This is a genomic window from Sphingorhabdus arenilitoris, from assembly GCF_042651485.1.
Taxonomy (GTDB): Bacteria; Pseudomonadota; Alphaproteobacteria; order Sphingomonadales; family Sphingomonadaceae; genus Sphingorhabdus_B; species Sphingorhabdus_B arenilitoris.
In genome coordinates, this window is sequence record NZ_JBHSDH010000023.1 from 1 (window position 1) to 767 (window position 767).

Sequence of the window (767 nt, forward strand, 5' to 3'; positions counted from 1 at the left end):
CTGCTGACCAGATCGCCCGCTTTGTTATAGGTGGATGTGGTCACCTGACCATTGGCCAGCGTCACAACCGTTTGCGTCGCCGCATCGTTAAACACCACGCTGGTCGTGCCGCCATTCAAATCGGTCGACGCAATGACCCGGTCCATCCCGTCATAAACGAATGTCTCCGATACCTGACCCAGTCCGGTGCGGGAAAGCAAACGCCCATTGGCGTCATAGACATAATCGGTCCGGCTATAGCCCTCTGCCGCCGTGCCATTGCCCGCGGCATCCGCCGAGCCATAGTTCACGCTGGTTAGCATATTGCCGCGCACATCATAGGCATAGGTCATCAGCTGCGATGTGCTCTTATCCGTGATCCCCGCCAGCCATGTGTTCATCGCGGCTTCGCTGGGCGCGGTCAATGCGCCTGCCGTGTAGCTATTGCCCGGATAGCTGCGCGTATATAAAAGCTCGCCTGTCGCCTGATAGCCATATTCAGTGACCAGCCCCTCAGCGCTGATACTGAACCGCAAATGACCCTCACCGTCATACACATAATGGGCATATTGCCCGATATTGGCCGATGATGTGTTGCTGCCATAGGTCCGCTCGGTGACCAGACGGTTGGCCAGATCATACCAGCGCTCCACCGTATTGCCATTGGCATCCACAATCCTCGTTACATTGCCCTTGGCATCATTGGTGCCCGACTGGTTCGCCGGCGTCGTGACCCCTGGGTCCAGATAGCTTTCGGTATAACCATAACTCGTCACCTTGCCATTGGC

The 767-nt window shown here is 56.8% G+C and carries 1 protein-coding gene; it reads right to left on the reverse strand.

Annotated elements, in window-relative coordinates:
* The coding region (locus tag ACFOWX_RS13310) for a hypothetical protein (RefSeq protein WP_381425112.1) at positions 1 to 767 on the reverse strand (767 nt) is incomplete at both ends.